This window comes from Mucilaginibacter kameinonensis, assembly GCF_003675385.1.
In the GTDB taxonomy this organism is placed as follows: domain Bacteria; phylum Bacteroidota; class Bacteroidia; order Sphingobacteriales; family Sphingobacteriaceae; genus Mucilaginibacter; species Mucilaginibacter kameinonensis.
On sequence record NZ_RCWZ01000005.1, the window covers coordinates 592,825 to 614,596 of the forward strand.

Consider the following 21,772-nt stretch of genomic DNA (forward strand, 5'->3'; position numbering starts at 1 on the left):
TTACTTACCTTGACGTGCCGGCTGATCAACAACGGCAGCAGTTTCTGGCGCAGGCTCCGCGATAAGCTCGTCTAAAAGCTTGTTGAATTTCTTTTCGTAATCTTCATGGTATTTGCCGGTTACGGTGCCGGTGTACCCGGTATAGATCTCACGTACATCACCTTTTCTGTCGATAATGATCGTAGTAGGAAACGCGATAAACTTGTTCAATGCAGGTAGTTTTTGCGATACCAGCTTCTTATCGGCTAATCCACCAAAAGCGATATCGTAGTTAATAGCATATTTATCGCGCAGCTTGCTCAGCGTGTATTTAGCATATTCCAGGCTATCTTTTTGCTCGAAGCCTAAAGCAATGGCCTCTACCCCACGGTTATGATTTTTGTTAAACCAAGGCGACAGGAACACGGTTTGATCTGTACAGTTGGGACACCAGGTACCAATGATCTCCACGATCACCACCTTACCCTTATACTTGTTATCGCTCAACGATACCTGTTTACCATCAATCCCCGGAAACGAAAAATCAAGCTTTTTATAACCCTCTTTCAGGAAAGTTAATTTATAAGGATCCGGCAATTCAACTTCGGCTTTTTTAGCTGCGTCAAACTTCAGGTTTTTATAGATCCCGAAACCCTGTTCACCGCTCAATGTACCATCAGCATTGATCTTACCTTTAATAATGAATGGGCTTGGGCCTGTGAAACCACTCAACGCAAATTCATCGCCTTGCACGGTGCCTTCCAACTCGCGCGTATCACCTACTACAGTCATTACCACGCCGGTAAGCTTATTGCCTTTTTGTTTTAGCAGGGCGATAGACGCCGGAACGGCTTCTTTGCTGTAGGTTTTGATTTCCCATTTGCCGCTCAGGTCTGCCGTAGGGGCAACGTCTTTTCCCGGTTCAACAAAGCGGTAAGTTTTACCATATTCTGCTTTAAATGGCAGCGAATTCCCCCTGAAGCCCGGAACCAGGCTGCGATACTCGCCGGTTAAAGATCCGTCGTCTTCCACTTTGGCAACCAAGGCTGCATCATAGGTATTCATTTTGATGTACACCGAATCCTGGCCGATAGATTTTACATGAAAATCATCCCGGCGTGAGCCATTGATAAGCGTAAATACCGCGTGTTCAGCATCTTTTCCTTTCAGCTCAAAATTGAAGGGCACTTTTGATTCGCTTACGGTAAATTCGCCACGCCATTTGCCTTCTTTAATAAATTTAGGCTTAGGATCGGCATGCGTTACACCCGCGGCACCAAGCAAAAGTGCAATACTTAATACTTTTGCTTTAGTTAAGTAATTTGTGGTTTTCATGTTATCAGTTTTAGTTTATTGTTATTGATTTGATTAAAAATTAGACATAGCAATGCCACGTGACCTTCTAAGGCCCTAAAAAATGGAGCAATAAAATTTCAGGAACCGGTTGTTAAAACCAGAAAAGGCGCTGTGCAAAACAACAACATCGCCTTATGGCAATTGCCTGCTGCTGCGGATAGTCATGTTTAGTGTTCATGGTGTTTAGTTAATTTATATTTGCATAGCAACATCGCCCTGCAAAAAAGTTTGAGCACTTATTTCATTGCTGAAAAGTTGCTATAAGATCATCGAGACTTCCTCTCCCTTATTCTTTATAAATCAACTAATTAATGGTGGGGTTAATTAGAATGCTGTAAAGATAGTAATAAATATGATAAAAACAATAAAATCTATAGATTTAGTAGAATATTTTTTATTTAGAATTGAATTTCATTAAAATCTTATATTGTAAACAATAAACATCCTGGTCTGTACAGCACACGCCTGTTTTACCACCATAGCAAAGCAACGCACTTAGTACAGCCAGGATGTTGATCTTATTTCAGGATCAATTTCCGTGACACAAACTGCGCTAATTAACAATACTGGTAACAACAGAAAAGGGCGCCACCATTCTGTTCAAAGGCGTTAGTGATAATATTCGTTTTCGGTTTCATGGTATTAGTTTTTAAAGCAGTTTTTTGTACCGCTTCAACATCCGTTTAACAGTTCAGTTGGTGGCTATTGATCTGTTAAACACTATTATTATGTGGTATTTATTTTACAGGGACGCTGAATTCTACATCCTCAGGAGGCAGGCATTGCTTGTCGCTGCACACCATATAATTTAGTGTGCCTTTAACCGAAGTTTGCCCGTTTTTAAGTTTTATTTTTTGCTGAAAAATTACCGATTGCTCAAAGTACTGCACATTCATACTGAATGCCTTTTCGTACTTACTGACAGCCTTAGGTTCTGAAGTGTTTCCGCTCAATGTATAGTCATCGCTTTTATCAAACGTAAACGAAGTTTTTACCGGTCCGCCATCAGCAACACGCTGCGAATAGATATGCCAGCCTTTTTCAATATCGGCCTTTATAAAAACGATGGCTTGCTCTTTGTCAATTTTTTTTGCCGCGTACGACCATTTTACCGGAGCAAGTATCTGCGAGTAAGCCACAGTGCCAATAACAGAAGTTAAAGCGGTAAGTATGAATTTCTTCATTCGATATAGTGATGATATGGTTTATTCTCTTCTTTTTTTAGGGTTCAGTAAACTTACCAGGAAAAGAGCTGTGGAGATATTTGTATAAACCTGTAGCATCTTATCTTTCTCCCTTTGCCGGGAGCAGGAATTAGCACCTTTTACAATATTACAATATAAGGTATTGTACAGGTTGCCAAGACTTCATGGGGCCTTTCCCTCCGTCTTTTCTGGATAAGTGTTAAAGAACTGATGATGCAAACATACAATAAAATCTATAATTCCTATAGATTTTATATAATTTATTTTATATCATTGCAAAGCAGGTGTTAAACATTGAAAAGCACCACCAAATCAGCTTTAAACACTTATTTCATTTACTAAAAAATGCCCGATCAAAAACAAAAACAAACCGCTCTCGGCGACGTAGCCGCCAGGCAGTTGGCAGTAGCCACCCGTACCGTTCCGCAATTGTCAACCATTACTCCTCGCTGGTTAACACATTTATTAAACTGGATCCCTGTTGAATCAGGCGTTTATCGTTTAAACAAAGTTGTTGATGCTAACAATGTAGAAGTTGATTGCTCTAACCGCGATGAGCGTGAGCTGCCATCTACCTATGTTGATTATGAAGAAAACCCGCGGGAGTATAACCTGAGCGCTGTAAATACAGTATTAGATGTGCATACCCGGGTATCTGATCTGTACAGTAAACCCTATAACCAGATCAGCGAGCAGTTACGCCTTACTATCGAGATTGTTAAAGAACGCCAGGAAAGCGAGCTGATCAACAATCCTGAATATGGCTTATTGAGCAGCGTAGCCTCATCGCAAAAGATAAAAACAAGGCTCGGCCCCCCTACTCCGGATGACCTTGACGAACTGATCACTAAAGTTTGGAAAGAACCCGGATTTTTCCTGCTGCATCCATTAGCGATAGCCGCTTTCGGCCGCGAATGTACCCGCCGTGGTGTGCCGCCGCCAACAGTATCCTTATTTGGGTCACAATTTATTACCTGGCGAGGGATCCCGCTTATCCCTTCTGATAAACTACCTATAGTAAATAACAAATCAAAGATCATCCTTTTGCGTACAGGCGAAAGCCGCCAGGGCGTAGTTGGCTTATTCCAGCCGGGTTTACCGGGCGAACAGTCACCAGGATTATCGGTGCGCTTTATGGGCATTAACAATAAGGCCATTGCTTCATACCTGGTATCGCTTTACTGCTCGTTAGCTGTTTTAGTTGATGATGCTATAGCTGTTTTGGAAGATGTTGATTTAGGTAACTATTATGAGTACAAATATTAATCCGGATAACCTGCCCAGCCTGCAGGAACTGGAACAACTGGCCAACCAGTTTTTTAAGGCCGAGCCAGGCGACATTGTAGGTCAATTGCCGGTTCAGCAAACGCCGCAAGCTTTTCCATTGCCGGGCAGTATAGGTGATGCAAGTTTATTGGGGCCGCAACCTCAGGCCAATGCACCTGCTACTTCGGTACCATCAAGTACCATTGGCGGTGGCGGCGTTTCGCCATCGGCTATTAATCAGAATAATGCTATTAACCTGAAGGATCCGCAAACCAGTTTCGCGGATCCTAATTTAAGCGCACATACTAATGTTTCAGAGCCTGTCCGGCATAACCCGATTAACGCTTTTGGAGCGCAATTACCCTCAAAACCCAGCTTTGGTTACGACTCATATCTGGTAAAAACAGATCTGATACCCGATGTGGCTTTAAAGCAAAATTTCGAGGTTGAGCAGCTTTCAACCGCTCCCCAAAATCTGCTCCACCTTCCTTATCAGCAAGATCAGGGCTTTGAAGCAGAACTGAAGAAGATATTAAGCAATATTAATACGTCAGGGCCTTCAAAAGTGCTACCATTTAACGGTGTGCCTGTCGCCGCCGAAATTCCATTTTATTTTCTAACGGACGGCCATGGATTACCGGCAGTAAAATCCGACGGGGAAAAGGTTAAGCAGGTTGGTATCAGTAGCATTATCAGTCCGCCGTTTGATGTAAACCTTGTAAGGCGCGATTTCCCGATTTTACAAGAACAGGTGAACGGGAAACAATTGGTATGGCTTGACAATGCAGCCACTACCCAAAAGCCCCGGCAGGTGATTGAGCGCATCAGTTATTTTTACGAGCACGAAAATTCAAATATCCACCGCGCGGCCCATGAACTGGCGGCAAGGGCAACGGATGCTTACGAGGGCGCACGCAAAAAAGTGCAGACCTTTCTGAACGCGGGATCAATTAACGAGATCATTTTTGTACGTGGCGCAACCGAAGCCATTAATCTGGTGTCCAAAACCTGGGGCGAGCAAAACCTCAGCGCCGGCGACGAGATCATTGTTAGCCAACTGGAACACCACGCCAATATAGTTCCGTGGCAGCAGCTGGCGGCTAAAAAGGGTGTAAAAATTAAAGTGATCCCCGTTGATGACGACGGCCAGATCATCCTTGACGAATATGTAAAACTACTTGGCCCTAAAACCAAACTGGTTTCATTTACGCAGGTATCAAATGCTTTAGGTACGGTTACCCCCGCGGCCCAAATTGTTCATCTCGCACATCTGGCCGGGGCCAAAGTATTGGTTGACGGCGCACAGTCTGTATCGCACATGCCGGTTGATGTACAAGCTTTAAATGCCGATTGGTTTGTATTTTCGGGACATAAAGTGTTCGGCCCTACAGGTATAGGTGTGCTTTACGGCAAAGAAGAGCTGCTCAATCAAACCCAACCCTGGCAAGGCGGAGGTAACATGATCAAGGATGTTACTTTTGAATACACCCAATACCATGATGCACCCGCACGCTTCGAGGCCGGAACCGGTAACATTGCAGACGCGGTTGGTCTTGGTGCGGCTATTGACTATGTTACCCGGCTGGGCATGCCTGCTATCGCCCAGTATGAACATTACCTGCTTGAATATGCTACTCATCTGCTTAAACAAGTAAAAGGGATCCGGTTGATTGGTACCGCAAAAGAAAAAGCCAGCGTATTATCATTTGTGCTTGAGGGCTACAAAACCGAAGAAGTTGGTCATGCTTTAAATGAACAAGGCATCGCTGTTCGTTCTGGGCATCATTGCGCCCAGCCTATCTTAAGGCGCTTTGGTGTTGAAGCCACAGTTAGGCCCTCACTGGCATTTTATAATACCTGCGCCGAAATTGACCTGTTGGTAAATACGCTTCACGGTCTTAAAAGATAAACCACCAAAACCACCACAATGAAAGACGATAAGCTTGACAGTTTTATACAGTTGCTTTATGAAACTCATAAAGCCGAATGGGAAGCTACTCCAAAGATCAGACAGTGCGTTGGCTGGCTGTCTGATCTGTTTGAGTTTCTATTCCCGAACAACCATGCCAATAAACTATCGATATACGGCGGGCACCTGAAAAAGAACCAGATAGATCTTGAAAATATCCTATTAAGCTATCTCGATCCGAAGGATCTCGATATTGAGGATGCCGTGGCCTCCTTTTATGATTCGTTGAATGAAATTTACAACCGTCTGCGGAAGGATGCGTCCATGATCTATGAAAAAGACCCTGCTGCAACCAGTGTACATGAGGTTATTGTTTCATACCCCGGTTTTTATGCCATTGCTGTTTATCGCATAGCGCATCAGCTTACACGGCTAAACATCCCTATTTTACCCAGGATATTATCTGAGCACGCGCATGGCCAAACCGGTGTAGATATCCATCCCAAAGCAGAAATTGGAGTACCGTTCTGCATAGATCATGGCACAGGTATAGTAATTGGTGCAACAAGCATTATTGGAAAGTATGTTACGATTTATCAAGGTGTAACATTAGGGGCAGCACAAGTAAGCAAAGAATTATCCGAAACCAAAAGGCACCCAACAGTTGAGGATAACGTAGTGATTTATGCCCGCAGTACCATTTTAGGTGGACGTACTGTTCTCGGTCATCATAGCGTAATTGGTGGCAGTGTGTTTTTAACAAAAAGTGTTCAGCCCTTTTCCCATGTTTTCAATACCCATCAATTACGAATTGAGGTAAAAGAAAACCCGCAGTAATTTTTTCAATATGGTTTCTAAACTTAGTTCATCAGAGATAATACACTTTTTGCTTATCCTGCTCATCATCCTGATACCGGCAAGGCTATTGGGCGAGTTATGCCGCAGGTACAAGCTACCTGCCATCATAGGCGAGATTTTTGCCGGGATTATTGTAGGCCCTACCGTAGTTGGGGCGTTAGCTCCCGGTCTTTTTAATGGTGTGTTTCTATCAACGCCTCATGCCTTCCAGGCATTTGACGGCATTGCCAACATAGGTATTATTTTACTGATGTTCATTGCGGGCTTTGAGGTAGATCTGAAGCAGATCAGGCAGAACGGAAAGCAGGCTATCAGTATCAGCCTTACCGGTATCTTATTCCCGTTTGCCATTGGCTTTGGCTCGGTATGGTTTTTATACCAGAGCCATTTTGCTAACGGGTTTAATAACCAACTGGTAACTTCATTATTTTTTGGCACAGCGCTTTCTATCACCGCCCTATCGGTGATCACCAAAATATTGCTTGATCTCGACCTGCTCAATACGCGGATAGGCAATATTGTGCTTACATCTGCTATGGTGGATGATTTTCTGGGTTGGATCTTGTTTTCGGTCATTATCCAATTGATGAATGTTGGCAAAGGTGACGCCTCCTTTTGGGCAGTAAGTATAGTTGTACTTTACGCGATTTTCATGCTTACCGGTGGGCGCTGGCTTATTCACAAACTATTAGCATTGGCCGGCAAAGGCGAGAAACCCGGGCGGGTGCTTACCATGTCTGTTTGCTTGTGCCTGATCAGCGCATGCGTTACCGAAGGACTTGGCGTGCGTGGTATCTTCGGTGCTTTTTTGGTGGGTATCGGCATTAATGATTCTCCATATTTTACCGAGAAACATAAGCACGTTTTACACCAGTTCACTATCAACGTTTTGGCGCCATTGTTTTTTGCATCGGTTGGCTTACGGCTAAACTTCATTGCCAATTTTGATCTGGAAATTGTATTGATCATTCTGGTAATAGCCTGCCTGGCTAAATTAATAGGTGCCGGAATTGGAAGCGCTATGAGTGGCATGAGTAAAAACGAATCGATAGCTGTAGCCTTCGGAATGAATGCGAGGGGTTCGCAGGAAATAGTTTTAGGATTGCTGGCTCTGCAGGCCAAAATCATCAGCGGACCTGTGTTTGAGGGTTTGGTAGTAATGACCGTAGGCACCATGATTATATCCGGCCCAATTATGAAACATTATTTTTTAAAAGAACAGCAATTGCAAACAGAAAAAGAACCTGCAGTTATTCAATCAATCGATGTCACCCAAGAAACTTTTTAAGCCGGTTTTATAACTTTGGCTATATGAAGGTCAGGCGTTCTAAAGCAGTGACTTCAGAAGCGTTGAAAATGGTTGATGATGTCAGGATCTGGGTAGCCGATTCGATGAATATGATTTTCACCGCAGCAAGGAAGTATCCTGATCTTTTTTCATATAAATAGCAGCATCAGTGCTGATTTCTTGCGCTCAATCACCGGCCTTGAACTTCGGCATTACAAATTCCCATTCGTGAATGTGTGCCTGGCGATGTTCTTTTTTAACGATCTGGTCAAAATAGGCAGTCAGGTCGGCATGTGCCTGGGCTATGTCATTTTCTTCAGACGGATCTTTACTAAGGTCGTAAAGTTCCCAACGGGTGGCAGGATCCTTTTTCATGTTTGATTTTACACCTTTCCAGTGGCCATATCTGATAGCCAGTTGTCCGCCTTTTTCAGGAAACTCAAAATACAAATATGGGTGCTGTTTTTGCCCCGGCTTATTCAGCAAAGTGGGTAATATGGATAGGCCATCACTTTGAGGGGCTTTTATACCCGCTATTTCGGCAAATGTTGCCATCATATCAAATTGTGCCGAAACAAGGTCGCTCACCTTACCGGCGGGAATTTTTCCCGGCCATCGTGCTATAAAAGGTTCGCGGATACCGCCTTCGTAAAGATCCTGTTTCCGGCCGCGCAACTCTGCAACACTGTTGAAATAATGGGTGTCTACGCCACCAACATCAAAGGTTGCTCCATTATCGCTTGAAAACATTACGATTGTATTTTCATCCAGGTTCAGCTTTTTCAATAAAGCAAAGATCTTCCCTATCTGCGTATCCATATAGGTAATCATGGCCGCATAGGTAGCCCTCGGATATAAAGTAGCCGCATAACCCTGCTCCCCACGGTAAGGCTTATCATCAAACTTTCCCAGGTAGGGTTTCAATGCCTCCGGTGGCACCTGTAATGATAAGTGCGGAATGGTAAATGGCAAATACAGGAAAAATTGCTTATCCCTGTTTTTACCAATAAAATCGAGCGCTTTTGCCGAGAGGCGATCTATCGAGTAATCTTTCCCTATAAAGTAATCGTAGGCTGCTTTATCCGTTTCGTTGTCTCTGAGCTTCCGGTGCACAAAAATGCTGGAGTTGTGCAGTGTATCCCATTTACCGTTTTCCCATAAATGGGTTGGGTAATAATTATGGGCCTGCTTTTGATCAAGATAACCGTAAAAATAATCAAAACCCTGTTTATTCGGATCACCTGTAGTAGCACTCATTCCCAGCCCCCATTTGCCTATGGCCCCGGTAGTATAACCAGCTTGCTTCAACATATGTCCAATAGTAAAAGTGCCTTCCGGCAAAGGCATCTGCCCCCCTTCTGTCGAGTCGGCAAAACCACCGAACTCATAGTTTCCGCGGATGTAGGAATGGCCACCATGCCTGCCGGTGAGTAACATACAGCGCGCCGGTGCACAAACCGGCGTGCTGGTATAATGTTGCGTAAACCTAATCCCTTCTTTCGCCATCTTGTCCAGAAACGGCGTTTTTATCTTTTGCTGGCCATAAGCACCCAACTCGCCGTAACCCAGATCATCCGCATAAATATAGATGATGTTAGGCTTTTTTTGAGCGCTTGCAGTTATGCTGAACAATGTCAGAAACGCCGTTACGATCAGATGGAAAATAAAAGGGATTTTCATAAGGTTTTGAATTTAGTTTTCTGTATTACCCGGGAACTGATCAAATAAAGCTTTAAGCTGTTTCGCGATTTCAGGATACTCCTCTATTACATTGGTGCGCTCACTCGGATCGTACGCTAAATTAAACAGTTCTGTTTTAGATTCCTGAACCTGTTTTACTATTCCGGTATTGGTATTGCTGCTCTTAATTTCGCGATACTTCCAATCGCCCTGCCTTACGGCCTCACAAATACCATTATTTACATAGTAGATCTCCCGGTGTTTTGGTTTAGCTTCTTTACCAAGCAGCAAGCCCGAAATGGATTGCCCATCCAGCGTACGTCCTTTTGGCAACGGTGCTTTGGCCCATTCGGCAAGGGTTGGCAACACATCAAGGTTACTGGTCATGCTGGTTAAAGAAGCCCCGGCCGCGGTATGTCCCTTCCAATAAACGATGAAAGGTTCGCGTACGCCACCTTCGTAACTCAAACCTTTACTGCCACGGAACACGCCAGCGGTGCCTGCATCCCAGTGCTTGGTCGCACCGTCACCACTCATACGTGATGGAAACTCTATCCACGGACCATTATCGCTTGAGAACATGAACACGGTATTATCTGCAAGGCCCTGTTTCTCCAGTTGTTTCCAGATCTCGTCCAAGCTGGCATCCAGTTGTTCAACAACATCGCCAAGGTGTCCCCCATCAGAGCGGCCTTTATTCTTTTTAGATGAAGCGAATGCCACTGGCAAATGCGGCATATTATGAGCCAGGTATAGGAAAAACGGTTTATCTTTCTTTTGGTTTTTAACAAATCTGATAGCCTCGTTAGTGTACAGATCAACTATTGAAGAATCGGCAGGTTTGATAGCCTCGGGCTTGTGATTGCGGAATAGTTTGACGGTGGTATCTGTAACTACATAAGGCGACCGGTAATCGTGGCTGTAAAGCAAACCATAGTATGAATCAAAGCCCTGTGCCATGGGGTGCTGAAAAGAAAAATGATCCCGAAGGTGCCATTTTCCAATCATGGCAGTACGGTATCCAACTCCTTTCAACATTTCGGCAATAGTTACCTCCTTGTCGGGCAGGCCAAGTTTTGATCCCGGAGAAAGCGGATAAGGGACATTCATGCGCGAAGCGTACCTGCCGGTAAGCAGTGAAGCTCGTGATGGTGAACACGAAGGGCTTGTCACTACATAGTTAGTTTCTCTGACACCTTTTGATGCCATTTTATCCAGGAAAGGCGTTTTGATAACCGGGTTACCGTAACAACTCAAATCTGAATAACCCATATCATCGGCCAGTACAAAAATGATATTGGGCCTTTGCTGGGCCTTCGTGCCTGCCATTGTTAATGACAGGACTGCCGCAAACATCCATTTACCTGCTTTCAAATTATATTTCATATTTAGCTTTCTCATTATCGTTTACCAGTTGGGATTTTGTTTTAAGTTGGGGTTCAGGTAAGTTTCCTTTTGTGGGATAGGCCACAGGTAATGCCTTGATTTATCAAACACACGGTTAAATGACACTACCTGTACGGTTACAAGTTTGTTGCTGGCATCGGCGTAGGTGATTCCGTAAACCGGGCCGTTCATTACCGTTTCTGCCGTTTTCCAGCGACGGATATCAAACAAATGCAAGCCCTCAAAAGCAAGCTCAACCGTGCGCTCATGACGCACAATTTGCCTGAGCTGTTCCTGGGTTAACCCCGTGGGGATATTCGGCAATTTAACATCGCTGCGACCGTTACGCACCGTATTGATAGCGTCATAAACCGATTGATCTATCTGGTCCAGTTCAATTTTAGCCTCGGCAAGGGTCAGCAAAACTTCAGCATAACGCAGTAAGATGATGTTAATACCGCTGTTTGATGGATTGGCGTAATCCTCCGCATTGATATATTTTTTGATGTTATAACCGGTTGTTGACGCAATGTAGGTACTTCCGATGGCATCTGCTGTACCACTATTTGGGGCCGGTTTAAAGGCAATTCCGCTTGGCAATAGATCCCCATCAACATAAACAGAAAAACGAAGGCGCGGGTCACGGTTATCATATGGATGGTAGGGATCAAAACCACTGCCTGCATCATTGATATTTTACCTCCTGATGTCTCATATGCATCAACCAACGCTTTGGTTGGCACATAGTAGCTTTGTGCGTTTTTTTGACTGTATGGAGCAAGCAGTGCAAACACTCCATTTGAATAAGAATCTTTTAAAAATTGCTTATCTAAAATAACTTCCGAATTGTTCTCTGCAGCGTATTTAAACAGGTTTTGATAGGAACTATAAAGCGTATAACCTTTCACTTGCGTTGCCGCGTCTGCGGCAAGCTGGTATCTGCCGGCCCAAAGATCGGCCCTGGCTTTAAGTGCCCAGGCAGCACCTGAAGTAATTCGTCCCTTATCAGCAGCTGCGTAGCTCGCAGGCAGCAATGCTGCGGCATCAGACAGTTCCTTATCCACAAAATCCCATACCTGACTTATCGGCGTACGGCTAACCTGCTGCCCTTCAGCAATGGTAAGCGTCTTGGTAATTAAAGGCACATCGCCAAAAAAGCCGGCCAATTTAATATACTGATAAGCGCGTAGTACTTTAGCCTCGCCTTTAAACCGGTTAATTAGCGTAGTATTTATTGAAGGAACTTTATCAATGTTCTCCAGAAAATAATTTGTTGCCTGGATACCGGTATAAGCCGCCGACCACTCGTTATAAATTTTAGCGTTGGCGATGTCATAGGTTCCCAGTTCGATGAATGCCTGGGTATCAAAATTTTGGTTGGTATGAGCAATATCGCTCAAGGCATCCCAGGTAAAAATACTGGTTCCATCCAGATCGGTATACAAGGCATTATCCGCCAATAGCGCGTCGTTTTCGGTTTTCCAAAAAATATTGGATGATACGCGATCATTAGGTACAGAATCGAGCAGATTTTTACGGCACGACGAAAGCCCTCCGGCCAGTGCAATAGCGATAAAATATTTATATGAAGTATTTTTCATGATGTTTGACTAAAGGGAGTTAAAACTGAACATTGATACCTGCTGTATAAAGCGATGTTTGAGGGTAATAAGTAGCCCTTCCGGATTCCACTTCAGGATCAAGTTTCCACTCGTTAAGTTTGGAGAAAGTAAGCAGGTTGGTAGCCGACACATAGAACCTGATCCGGCTCAGATGCAGTTTGCTTACTGTTTCTTTCGGCAGGCTATAACCTATCTGTATATTTTTCAGGCGCAGATATGAGCCGTTAATGATCAGCCTATCAGAGGTAGCTACATTACGCAGATCGAACTTAATAGGTCTTGGGAAACGGGCCCCGGTGTTTTCGGGCGTCCAATAGTTATTAGTATAAATAGCTGATGTAAAACCTTCCTGGTTGCCCATTTCGGCAAGGGCACCCGACAGGCGGGTATCTACCTTCGCAGCTCCCTGGAACAAGAAGTTTAGATCGAAGTTTTTGTATGCAAAGTCGCTGCTTAAGCCGAAGGTATATTTATGGAACGGATTACCGATGGCGGTCATATCGTTTGCGTCGATCTTACCATCTTTATTCAGATCGACATATTTCACGTCGCCTGGTTTAGAATTTGCTGCATATGTTGGATAAGCGTCAACCTGGGCCTGCGTCTGAAATAAACCATCAGTTTTATATCCCCAAAGTGTATTGACGGGTAAACCGACCTTGATGATATACCGGGGATCGATATCAGAACCGGTAATATAAGGTCCTGTACCCTTCAGATCGAGGACTTTGTTCTGGTTAATGGTAAAGTTGGCGTTGATATTATACCTTAAACCAGATTCGCCGCCATGGTAGCCAACACTAAACTCAAAGCCCTTATTTTCGACAGAACCGGCATTTTGAGGCGGCGCGGATAGACCGACCGTTGCAGGGATTCCCAGATTTAATAAAATATCATTGGTTACTTTTCTGTAGTAGTCTGCCGTTACGTTTAAGCGATTATTCAGGAATGTTGCATCCAGACCAAGATCAAGCTGCGTAGTCGATTCCCATCCAAGGTTTGTATTAGCCAGTGTTGATTGGCGATAACCGGGCACCGATGCACCGCCGAAGGTGTAAATTGTTAGGGCCAGTGCGGAATAATAGCTGTACAGGTCGACTGACTGGTTACCTGTTTTACCCCATGATCCCCGCAGCTTAAGATCATTGACAACATTTTTCACATTGTCCCAGAAACCTTCCTGTGAAATGCGCCAGCCGCCCGAGAATGAAGGAAAGAAGCCATAGCGTTTATCGCCGGTAAATTTAGATGAACCATCATAGCGGCCGTTGGCTTCAAAAAGGTATTTGTTATCGTAAGTATAATTGATCCTCCCAAAATAAGAGCGCAAACCAAAATTGGCGTCATATCCCGAATTGCTTTTGGTGCCGTCGTTGGCACCCTGCCCTATCGATTCTACATCATTATTGTAAAACCTTTCGCGATAAGCACTCAAATAACTTTGGGTATCGTAAATCTCGGAGTACCCAACAAGTCCGCGAAACGAGTGCTTACCGATTGTTTTTTCATAAGTAAGCAGGTTATTCCAGGTATATTCCCGTAAATTATTGCGCACCTCTGTTAAACTGTTGTTGGCAACCGTTTTTGTAATGCTGGTGTTTTTATCGGTATTGGAATACGAATTAGTGAAATTCTTTTGCTGGATATATTCTATCCTTGCACCGTATTGTGTAGACAATTTAAGGCCGGGTAATATCTCCAGTTCGGCTTTAAAGTTAGCGATCAGGTTATCATCATATTGAGATGAAAGCCCTCCTATTTCGGCGAACATCAACGGGTTATTACCCTGTGTGCTCAAGCCGTAAGTGCCATCGGGATATTTAGGAACAGCCCAAAGCGATCCATGGTAAAAATTGTTAAACGGATCTACAGTGGGTACTGTAGAGTAATTGCTGCGGTAATTAAGATCGCCGCTAAACTTCAGGATCTTGGCCGCGGTGTAATCCGTATTCAGTTTTGCCTCCTTGATCTGGTCTTTAAAATTAACCACAATACCATCCTGCGTTAAATAACGGGCGCTTAAACGGGCTTTGAATTTGTCATCGCCACCCGCCAATGATAAACTATGATTTTGCTGCGGAGCTGAATGCAGCATGGTCTGAAACCAAGTGTTAGGTAAAGGATATTTGAGGCGATCGGTAGCGTTTACCCAGGTATTGATAGACTCATCAGTAAAACGGGTAGGCAATGCAGCACCGGCATTGGTATAGGCTACCTGCTCCAAACGCATATAGGCCTCAAGGCCCATCATTTCGGGCTTGTTAATAGCATTTTGCGAAGCATAGTAATAGTTATAATTTACAGATAACTTATTTTCCTTCGCACGTTTAGTGGTAATTAGTATTACGCCATTAGTGGCCCTTGAACCATAAATTGCCGTAGACGCCGCGTCCTTTAAAATAGATACATTATCAATATCATCAGGGTTAATATCCGTCAGTTTTTGCTCGATACCATCTATAATAACCAACGCATCATTTTTACTCAGGTCATATCCGCCAGTGCTGCTGCTGTTAATATTGAAAGTAGTAATGCCACGTACACGTATGGTGGCATTTGAACGCCCCGGCGCACCTCCCCTGTCTAATACAGTTACTCCCGGTGCAAGGCCTTGTAATGATTGCTGCACATTTGATACTGGTCTTTGCACAAGTGTATTGCCGCTTACCTGGCTCACCGCGCTGGTAAGGCTGGTCTTTTTCTGTGTGCCATAGCCAACAACTACTACGGCATCCAGCTGTCCGGCAGCAACTGCAAGCTGAACATTTATTTCAGTTCGGCCGTTCAACACTATTTCCTGGGTTTTAAAACCAACAAATGAAAAAACAAGCGTAGTGTTTGCTTCGTTGACCGTGATCTTATAATTACCGTCCGCATCAGTTACCACCGCCTGGTTTACTTCCCTAACTTTTACGGTAACACCAGGCAGCGCTACACCTTTATCATCTGTTACTCTACCGCTTACCGAAATGTTTACGGCAGGTTTTGGCACTAAAGGCCTTGGCTTTTCTTTCGGCACAATTAAAACCTTATTGTTATGCGTTTTATAAGTGAGACCGGTGTTTTTGAGCAATAGGTTCAGTAAATCGGCAACAGGTATATTTATCTTATTCAAAGTAAAGTTGTTATATGGATTAAGTAGACTTTCGTTGTAAACAAAAATAAATCCACTTTTTTGCTCAACCTGCGTTAATGCGGTCTTCAGATTTACGTTTTCAAAAATTACCGATATTTTGGTATCATTAATAGTTTGTCCGTTTATACTACCGGCAAACAAAAGAAACGAAGTACACGAGATCAACAGGAAACTCAGCATGAGCACCCGGGCCAGTCGTCGTATCGCCAATAGTTTGTTGGGGAAATTTTCATTCATATTATAAGGGGTTATTAAATTCATTTCTCTTTGTGTGCAGCAAAAACAATTACATGATTTCCGGAAATCCGGTAGCGAAAATTTCCTGTTTTTGCAAGATCATTCAAACTTCAGCTTGCTTTTTTATTTAAAAAAGCCAAAAAACTATCAAAGCGGCCTGGTGCCGATTTATCTACGTATTACCGTAAACGGTAAACGTTCCGAAACTACTACAGGACGGGAATGTGAGCCAAGTCTATGGAAAAGCAGTGCGGGAAGATTAAAAGGAACTAAGGAGGACGTCAAATCCTTTAATGCCTATTTAGACACGTTGCAAAAACAAGTTTACGAGGCGCACAGTCAATTGACTGAAGCAAAAAGCATTATTAACGCTGAAACTCTAAGGGATAAACTATTGGGGAAAAGCGAAAAAACGAGAATGCTTATAGACATATTTAAAGACCATAATAAAAAAATTGCCACATTGGCCAAGGCAACACTATAAAGGTGGTTTAATTTGTAACTGTATGTCAGTGGTTTTAAGAATGTTTGTTATTGGACTTGTGAAACAAGCTTTTCATTGTGAGTTATTATTAGTTTTGATTATTCTAATATTAATACTCCCATCAATAGAGAAAAACACTATTAATGACTATTAGTGACTTTTAAAATTTAACATCTTATAAAAAGTTATTTATAAGATCATTTTGTTATTGATAAAGTGCCCCCAGTAAAAAGCGCTACAACCATATTTATTTATAAATAGCCCGATCACGTATAATTCAACTGCAAACTATACAAGGCCTGACACAGCTTAGTTTGGATCGATAAAATATTCCCCCCAAGCTCGTTGCCGCCCTCTCCACGTTGTTCGAAACGCAAAACCTCATTTACAGCTCCGGGTGCCATCACTAAACTGATATGTACAGGTGCAGCCCGCGCAGTGGTACCAATTCCGATGTTACCTGTATTGTAACAGATATTGTTTCCATTACTTGACCACTGCGCACGAACTATAAATGATACGCTTAATAAACTTATCAAAAAAAGAATCCTCTTCATTGTGTTTTTAATAAGTCAATTTCCTAGTTCGGGAATGTCTTATCCCTTTACAGGCGAAGGTTGCCTCGGTCCCAAACATTGAACTGTCACAATATCGTCGATCTTTTAAAAGCAATGCATTTTTTAAATCTTCGAACTTGCTAGACAAAGCAATTATAGATTTGATATAATTTCAATCAAAAATTAAATTCCATGACCTATTCATATACAAAATCGCTTTCCCTTGGCGCCTGTTCATTTGTGACTAAGCGCCAGCCGTCTTTTAACAAGAGAGTCGCTTCGGGTCCAAAATAGAACATGCCTATTTTCTTCTTGAACTTTTTTTTGATTTTGGAAGCAAATAAATTGTAAAGGCGTAGTGAGAAGGCCTCCTGGGAAACTGTTCCCATTCTCCCGGCTATCAAAACATTTGGTTTGCTGGTGTAAATTCCCCCGAATTTAATTACGATACTTTCACTGTTCAATGGTTGACTCACATAATATCTTACCCCTCCTTTACGCTGCGGAACGATTTCGACCTTCAAAGATGCCCCGCGAGGAATGATTAAATAATTATTACTTGTCATCCAGTCTCCTTTATCAGTTTTCCCTAAGTCAGGAACCGAAAGCAGAGATCTATATTCAACCCTATCTTCGGTTTCGAAGCTACCAGTCAGATAAGATTTCAAGTGCTCAGCAGCTTCAACGTCTTCGATAATACCTTTTATATCGTCAAACGTCGCAAAAAACATCAATTGTTTACTCTTCATAGTTCTGTTACTTCTTTATTAATAGGAGATGCTGCCCTTTCGGTATCTGAGATCTGATCCTGATTGCATTCCGTAACTCCCGGATCGTTATTCGTCCGCTTTTATAGGTATCGACAGTATTTATACGTAAAATTCCATAGTCGGGGTGTTCCGCAGTTATATCTACATATGCCCCCCCTTTCCGAGCACCCGGCGTTGTTGGTGGAAGATACTCTTCAGGCTGTTCACCTCCGCCTCCAGTAATCGTATATCCCCTGGCTTTCAGTTCCGCCGCAATATCTTTAATCTGTGTCCTTGTATCAATATTTCCAAGTCTTCCGCTCAGTGCCTTAGGAAGGTCAGGAGGCCTCGTACTTTTCCCGCTCCACAAATCTAAATTATTTTCCCTAGCATACTTGAAACCCTGTACAGCCCCAGTAACTGATCCTGTGGCAAAGCCCATGGCAGCGCCGCTTAGTCCTTGTCCTAATGCATCCTTAATACTACTTCCGTTGATCAAGGCCATTCCTGTTCCGAGCACAAAACCGGGCCCGATATTGTTTAATCCATCCGTCAATGCCTGTTGCACTACAGGACTGGCAATTTTGGAAGTGAAACCATTAATATACGGAGAAATTACACCTGAAAGCTGTCCCCCGGCCCATCCAGTCACTACACTTGTTGCGGAAGCCACTGCAACCTTTCCCAAATTGATGTGCCCCCAGCCATTTGCCACCACCTGGTCTACTAGGTTATTTCCGGCGCCTAAAACCGCGGCACCGGCTAATGGTCCGCCGTAATAGGTCGCTACGCCACTTGCCATACCAACTCCGAAGTATGAAAACGCAGAGCCAACGCCGTGGACATTTCCCTGGATTGCATTAGTGGTTAAGTTAATGACTCCTCCGACTGCTGCGACAATCAAGTCATCCACTCCAAATACTTTCCCGTCCGGGTCTCTGTAAATCACCGGGTTATTACCCATAGCTAAATATGGGGATTGGTCCAGCAATTGGTTTGCCGGATCCGGCGCATTCCATCGACCGGTTGCCGCATCATAGTTTCGGGCACCGAAATCATATGTATCTATGCCATCTTGTAATTCCTTGGTGTTAAAAAGATACTTGTCCGCGGTTCCATTTACGAAGCTAAATAATGTCGCCGGGTCATCTGATTGGTACCCCCAACCAAAAGGATAGTAATTGGTTATTTGTATTACGTCAGCATTAGTCTCTGCCGGGTAAATCGGCTGGATCACGGCTTGCGTATTTCCAACTTGATCTTTTAGGAAATACTGATAAATGTAAGGTCCTCCAGCAGCATTTTTTCTAGCCAGCCCTTCTTCTGTGTTGAAAAACGCGAGTTGACCTTGCTCATATTGGAATATCCCCAGGTAATCGGTGATATAGACATTAGTTCCGACCGTGTAGGTTTTTCGGGTCTTATTACCCTCTCCATCGTAGTCGTATAACAATGTCCTGCCATCTGTCCAGGTAATTTGTGCAGGTAAATTAAAACAGTTATAGGTTATTTGACTGATTCCCTTATTTAAATCTTTCTTCAGGTTCCCATTCTGATCGTAATCATATTCGTCGGGTTGTTTACTTATTGTACCACTCCCGTTATCCTTAAACCCATAAATATTATTATTACTGGCGTCATCTATCCTATTCACCTGATTTCCTTTGTATAAATAGCTTAGGTCATCAATGATAGATTTGCCCGTGTTTAATTTAGCCCATCTTTTTATAGATAGGATGTTCCCCATTTTATCGTAAGACAGGTATTCTGAGAAATTCTCGTCTTTTATGGTTCCGGTAGACGATGTGGACTGGACGACTCTATCCTGTTTGTCGTAGGAATAATCATATTTAAATATCGGTGACAATGCGGAACTTCCGGCAGGTTTGGCAGTCCCCCATTGTTTCGACCCTATATTTCCGTTGTATTGCGGTTGATCGGCCTGATCATATTTTAAGATTAACCCAAACTTATCGTTGTCACTAACGTTCGTGTCATCCGGATTTGTACTGCTATTTGACAGTAAAGTGGGATCGTTGACTGAAAGAAGTGTCCCGCGAATATCATACCTAAAATCAATGCTTTGCAAAAACCTGGTATTTCCGCTTTTTTGATGGAGTTTCTTATCAATCACTAGGCCAACGTCGTTATAGGTCAACTCACTCATCAATATTTCAGTATCGGTTCCGGCTTGCTCATAATGCCTTAACTCCCGGCCATGATGATCATAGGTAAACCGGTCTGTAATGGTTAAAACAGCAGTGGCACTTGAATGCTGTTGAACCGTCTTAGTCAGATTGCCACTAAAATCATATTCGCTATTAATGATATCCTTACCCGATAAATGATTGGTTGCCTGAACCTGTATTAACTTCCCTTTTTGGTCATAGTAACTAAAAGTCCATAGATTTAGGCCAGTACCAGATATAAGTTTTGTACGTGATATAGTAGGGAATCCATTAGTCTGATTGCTATAACCATTGGGATTACCTGCGTAAGTTTGATACGTGTAACCAGCGGGGGCACCGGGTACGTTATAGTCATCAAAGTAATCAATCTTATAAATGTCCGTCAGATCTTGTGGCCACGAAACCGATGAGTAACCGTTTCCTGTAGAGTTGCGCGTTTCAAAAAAAGCCGTTTGTTGGTTTAAAACGTTTTTTTGCAAATATTCCCTTGTTGTATTCGGGTAGTTGTTAACCCATACGCCAGTGATAATTTCTCTTCCTAATCCATCATACTTTTTGATTATCCATTGGTTATTTACTTTCTGATTTCCATCCTGTGACGCTACCACTTGATCCTGCAGGTTGTACACCAAATATTCCCAATTCTTCCCAGGCGTAAGTTTACCTACCAATCGCTGCTTTTCATCATATTGGTATTGATAGCATATCGAATTAAGAAGAGATGCAGAAATGTTTACAGTATTGCTTGGCGATAATTGATCAGGGTTTGAATTTTGCGGTAAAACATAACATAAGTTTCCGATATCATCATATACGTAGTAAGTGGAAACGATTTCCAGTATGCCCTGCGGATTCTTGATGAAAGATCTTTTTAATATTACTTCGCCCTGTTTATTCGTATAGGTTTCCGAGGTACCATCCCGACCGTCAGAACTAATCCAGTTTTCGTCCTTGTCTATTTCAACAAAAAGATCACCATCACTATAATATCCGTTCGTTCCAAAAACAGTGAGAGACCGATTGCCATCATTGTCGACCGTAACACCGTAGGCCACGACTATGCGGGTATTAGCCACGTCGCTGATCGCGATTGTGTTATTTACTGTATAATCATGTTTCCTGGTGTGTCCCCCTCCTGTCGTCCCAGTCAATTGCCAACTCTCCCCCATCCCTCCTTCTTCCAATATCCTCTCTAACGGCGATGCTTCGATCAGGACTTTGGATGACGGACTGTTACTTTGAGCATTAATAGTACTTCCGGAATTATAAAATGCTTGCTGCTCTGAGATCGCTGCCGGACGATAATTGCCGGCATATGTATTTAAATAAGCATATGGGAGATATTTTTTTACCTGCCTTCCAAGATTATCGTATTCAAATGGAGTAATGAGGTCTTTACTACCAGATGTGTAATTCTTTTCAACCGTTTGGATAACCCTACCCAAGCCATCAAAAAACTTAGTTGAAATATTGACAGAATTGTTATCGGTTTCCTTCGCTTTTAAAGCTGAGGCGGAAGCTAACGGGCTCCTCGGTACCCAATTGGATACAAAACTTACCTGTGAATTTCCGGTATTATAACTCGGATTTATCGTGGCCGAAAATGCGCCATTTGCTCCGTTTGCTGAAAAATTAACCCCCAAGGTTATGCTGACCGGATCAGAATAACTTCCAACCGTGTTTGGGGCATTCAACGTCAATTGACCAAAAGCATTAAACGAAATAAGGCTCGACAGAAACAATGTAATGCCGATACGAAAAAGAACCACATTAACATGCAGGTTGGACAACGTGCCTTTGTTCTTTTGTTTTACAAACATATTGATGAATGAATTTGTATCCTGTTATTGATTTAGGTAAATTATAATCGC

The 21,772-nt window shown here is 43.1% G+C and carries 15 protein-coding genes, 1 pseudogene and 2 riboswitches; of the genes and pseudogenes, 6 read left to right on the forward strand and 10 right to left on the reverse strand.

Translation table 11 applies throughout. From position 1 onward, the window contains the following. The gene (locus tag EAH55_RS25585; RefSeq protein WP_121812153.1) at nucleotides 1-1,314 is read right to left on the reverse strand and encodes a peroxiredoxin family protein; all 1,314 of its coding nucleotides are present in this window, start codon (nucleotides 1,312-1,314) and stop codon (nucleotides 1-3) included. A gap of 210 nt (nucleotides 1,315-1,524) precedes the next feature. After that, nucleotides 1,525-1,637: riboswitch (SAM riboswitch) on the reverse strand. A 435-nt stretch (nucleotides 1,638-2,072) separates the two neighbouring features. Further along, complete coding sequence (locus tag EAH55_RS25590; RefSeq protein ID WP_112566059.1) at nucleotides 2,073-2,519, reverse strand: protein-disulfide reductase DsbD domain-containing protein; 447 nt, start codon at nucleotides 2,517-2,519, stop codon at nucleotides 2,073-2,075. 97 nt (nucleotides 2,520-2,616) lie between these two features. Beyond that, nucleotides 2,617-2,739: riboswitch (SAM riboswitch) on the reverse strand. Between the two features lie 146 nt (nucleotides 2,740-2,885). Here EAH55_RS25590 and EAH55_RS25595 point away from each other — a divergent pair. From EAH55_RS25595 to EAH55_RS31090, 5 genes are read left to right on the forward strand one after another with little or no spacing between them, the layout of a single operon-like run. Continuing rightward, nucleotides 2,886-3,806 (forward strand): family 2A encapsulin nanocompartment shell protein, encoded by a 921-nt coding sequence (locus EAH55_RS25595; RefSeq protein WP_121812154.1) that lies wholly within the window; start codon nucleotides 2,886-2,888, stop codon nucleotides 3,804-3,806. Continuing rightward, complete coding sequence (locus tag EAH55_RS25600; protein ID WP_121812155.1) at nucleotides 3,790-5,715, forward strand: family 2A encapsulin nanocompartment cargo protein cysteine desulfurase; 1,926 nt, start codon at nucleotides 3,790-3,792, stop codon at nucleotides 5,713-5,715. Before EAH55_RS25595 ends, EAH55_RS25600 begins: the two co-directional genes overlap by 17 nt. Nucleotides 5,716-5,733: 18 nt before the next feature. Next, nucleotides 5,734-6,552, forward strand: coding sequence for a serine O-acetyltransferase (locus tag EAH55_RS25605; RefSeq protein WP_121812156.1), 819 nt, complete (start codon nucleotides 5,734-5,736; stop codon nucleotides 6,550-6,552). Between the two features lie 10 nt (nucleotides 6,553-6,562). Beyond that, the gene (locus EAH55_RS25610) at nucleotides 6,563-7,861 is read left to right on the forward strand and encodes a cation:proton antiporter (protein ID WP_121812157.1); all 1,299 of its coding nucleotides are present in this window, start codon (nucleotides 6,563-6,565) and stop codon (nucleotides 7,859-7,861) included. Nucleotides 7,862-7,884: 23 nt separating this feature from the next. Beyond that, nucleotides 7,885-8,022, forward strand: coding sequence for a hypothetical protein (locus EAH55_RS31090; RefSeq protein WP_162997046.1), 138 nt, complete (start codon nucleotides 7,885-7,887; stop codon nucleotides 8,020-8,022). A gap of 25 nt (nucleotides 8,023-8,047) precedes the next feature. Here EAH55_RS31090 and EAH55_RS25615 read toward each other — a convergent pair whose 3' ends face one another. The 5 genes and pseudogenes from EAH55_RS25615 to EAH55_RS25630 form a co-directional block, all read right to left on the reverse strand. Beyond that, on the reverse strand, nucleotides 8,048-9,541 hold the full coding sequence (locus EAH55_RS25615; protein ID WP_121812158.1) for an arylsulfatase: 1,494 nt from the start codon (nucleotides 9,539-9,541) through the stop codon (nucleotides 8,048-8,050). Nucleotides 9,542-9,553: 12 nt separating this feature from the next. After that, entirely contained in the window at nucleotides 9,554-10,942 is a 1,389-nt protein-coding gene (locus tag EAH55_RS25620) for a sulfatase family protein (protein WP_244228358.1), read from the reverse strand. A gap of 6 nt (nucleotides 10,943-10,948) precedes the next feature. Beyond that, a complete protein-coding gene (locus EAH55_RS31320; RefSeq protein ID WP_244228381.1) occupies nucleotides 10,949-11,620 on the reverse strand; it encodes a RagB/SusD family nutrient uptake outer membrane protein in 672 nt (223 codons plus the stop codon). 278 nt (nucleotides 11,621-11,898) lie between these two features. Continuing rightward, nucleotides 11,899-12,528 (reverse strand): annotated as a pseudogene (locus EAH55_RS31325) (RagB/SusD family nutrient uptake outer membrane protein); the annotation flags it as partial. Between the two features lie 19 nt (nucleotides 12,529-12,547). Next, nucleotides 12,548-15,922: a TonB-dependent receptor gene (locus tag EAH55_RS25630; RefSeq protein ID WP_208644937.1), complete on the reverse strand. Its 3,375-nt coding sequence runs from the start codon at nucleotides 15,920-15,922 to the stop codon at nucleotides 12,548-12,550. 34 nt (nucleotides 15,923-15,956) lie between these two features. Between EAH55_RS25630 and EAH55_RS25635 the strand changes: the two genes are divergently transcribed. Beyond that, on the forward strand, nucleotides 15,957-16,406 hold the full coding sequence (locus EAH55_RS25635; protein WP_244228360.1) for an Arm DNA-binding domain-containing protein: 450 nt from the start codon (nucleotides 15,957-15,959) through the stop codon (nucleotides 16,404-16,406). A 266-nt stretch (nucleotides 16,407-16,672) separates the two neighbouring features. Here the strand turns inward: EAH55_RS25635 and EAH55_RS25640 are convergent, their stop codons facing one another. The 3 genes from EAH55_RS25640 to EAH55_RS25650 all read right to left on the reverse strand — a co-directional run bounded on the left by EAH55_RS25640 (nucleotide 16,673) and on the right by EAH55_RS25650 (nucleotide 21,721). Beyond that, the gene (locus EAH55_RS25640; protein ID WP_121812159.1) at nucleotides 16,673-16,963 is read right to left on the reverse strand and encodes a hypothetical protein; all 291 of its coding nucleotides are present in this window, start codon (nucleotides 16,961-16,963) and stop codon (nucleotides 16,673-16,675) included. A 197-nt stretch (nucleotides 16,964-17,160) separates the two neighbouring features. Further along, entirely contained in the window at nucleotides 17,161-17,712 is a 552-nt protein-coding gene (locus EAH55_RS25645) for a hypothetical protein (RefSeq protein WP_121812160.1), read from the reverse strand. A 7-nt stretch (nucleotides 17,713-17,719) separates the two neighbouring features. Beyond that, complete coding sequence (locus tag EAH55_RS25650) at nucleotides 17,720-21,721, reverse strand: DUF6443 domain-containing protein (RefSeq protein WP_121812161.1); 4,002 nt, start codon at nucleotides 21,719-21,721, stop codon at nucleotides 17,720-17,722. Between the last annotated feature and the right edge of the window lie 51 nt (nucleotides 21,722-21,772).